At 48.5% G+C, this 1,821-nt stretch carries 1 protein-coding gene and 1 pseudogene; both read left to right on the top strand.

What is annotated here, in order from left to right:
* On the top strand, positions 1-450 hold a 450-nt coding region (locus STRDD11_RS10315; protein ID WP_241209412.1), incomplete at its 5' end, for a response regulator transcription factor.
* A pseudogene (locus STRDD11_RS10310) lies at positions 440-1,821 on the top strand (HAMP domain-containing sensor histidine kinase); the annotation flags it as partial. The gene STRDD11_RS10315 and the pseudogene STRDD11_RS10310, both read left to right, overlap by 11 nt.

The following is a 1,821-nucleotide window of genomic DNA, read 5'->3' as shown; positions in this document are numbered from 1 at the left end:
CTGATCATGACAGCCAAGGAGAGTCTGGACGATAAGGGGCACGGCTTTGAGCTGGGGGCAGATGATTATCTGACCAAGCCTTTCTATCTGGAAGAGCTGAAAATGCGGATCCAGGCCCTGTTGAAACGCTCTGGAAAATTCAACGAAAATACTCTTTCCTACGGTGATGTGACGGTTAATTTGCTGACCAATTCAACGCAGATGGACGGCAAAGAAGTTGAGCTCTTGGGCAAGGAGTTTGATTTGCTGGTTTATTTCCTGCAAAATCAAAATGTTATCCTGCCTAAAACTCAGATTTTTGACCGTCTTTGGGGATTTGACAGCGACACAACGATTTCAGTCGTTGAAGTGTACGTTTCGAAGATTCGCAAAAAACTGAAAGGAACGGCATTTGCGAAAAATCTGCAGACCCTTCGTAGTGTCGGATATATTTTAAAAGATGCTGAATAAAATTAAGAAAACCTTTTATGCGGATGATTTTTCATATTTCATTCGCTATTTTGGGCTGTTCACCCTGATTTTCTCGGCTATGACCCTGATTATCATCCAGGTGATGCGCTCCAGCCTCTATACGACGGTTGATGATAATTTGAAAACGCTGAGCCTCAGTCCCAATTCAGTGGCTGATTTGGCTTATCGGACGACCGGCCAGCAGTCTGACCCCAGCAATAAGGTCAGCAATGGCCAGGAAGCCGGCAGTGTTCCTGCTGCTGGCGGCGGACCAGGCGATTCTAAGCCGGATGAGCTGGGCAAGGCCAATGTCAGTTCCAATACTTTTGCCCTGCTCTTGGACGAGGATTATAAAAATATCTCGACCAGCAAGAGTGACGGCTTCCTTGACTTTAATTCACTGGAATTTAACAAAAGCTATCTGGATCAAATCAAACAGGTTGTCGTCAGCAACAGCTTTGGCCAGACGGAGAGCTACCGGGCCTATCTCTTTGATATTGACCCCAATGATGTCTACCCAGACATCAAGTATGCGGTAGTGATGACCAGTATCAGCCAGCTGGAGCAGACTAGTGAGAAGCATGAGCAGCTGATTGCCATGGTTATGGTCAGTTTCTGGGGCATCTCGCTCATTGCCAGCATTTACTTGGCCCGGATGAGTGTGAAGCCGCTTCTGGAAAATGTGCAGCGGCAGAAGGCTTTTGTGGAAAATGCCAGCCATGAGCTGCGGACGCCCTTGGCCGTGCTGCAAAACCGTCTGGAATCGCTCTTTCGCAAGCCTGAGGCGACCATCATGGACTCCAGCGAGAATATCGCTTCCAGTCTGGATGAAGTGCGCAATATGCGCCTCTTGACGACCAATCTGCTCAATCTGGCTCGCCGTGATGACGGCATCAATCCGGAATACGGCGAAGTGGAGCCGGAATTTTTTGATACAACTTTTGCCAACTATCGGATTATTTCGGAGGAAAATGCCAAATTGTTCCATTCTGAAAATATGATCCGGCGGCCGGTGTGGACCGACAGCATCCTGCTCAAGCAGCTGATGACCATCCTCTTTGACAATGCTCTGAAGTACACTGAGGAAGACGGGCAGATTCGCTTCGTGGCTCTGACCAATGACCGGAATCTGATTTTGCGGATTTCTGATAACGGACCGGGGATTAAGACTGAGGATAAGAAAAAAATCTTTGACCGTTTTTACCGGATTGACAAGGCCCGGACCCGCCAAAAGGGCGGTTTCGGTCTGGGTCTGTCACTGGCCAAGCAGATTGTGGAGGCCTTCAAGGGCACCATTGCGGTGAAGGATAATAAGCCCAAAGGAGCTGTTTTGAGGTTCGGCTGCCGCTGAAGGACAATAAAAACGCTCTG

Origin of the sequence: Streptococcus sp. DD11 (assembly GCF_001578865.1) — a bacterium.
Classification (GTDB): Bacteria; Bacillota; Bacilli; order Lactobacillales; family Streptococcaceae; genus Streptococcus; species Streptococcus panodentis.
The sequence above is the reverse complement of the archived record's forward strand: the minus strand, read 5'-3'. Positions and strand labels throughout refer to the sequence as shown.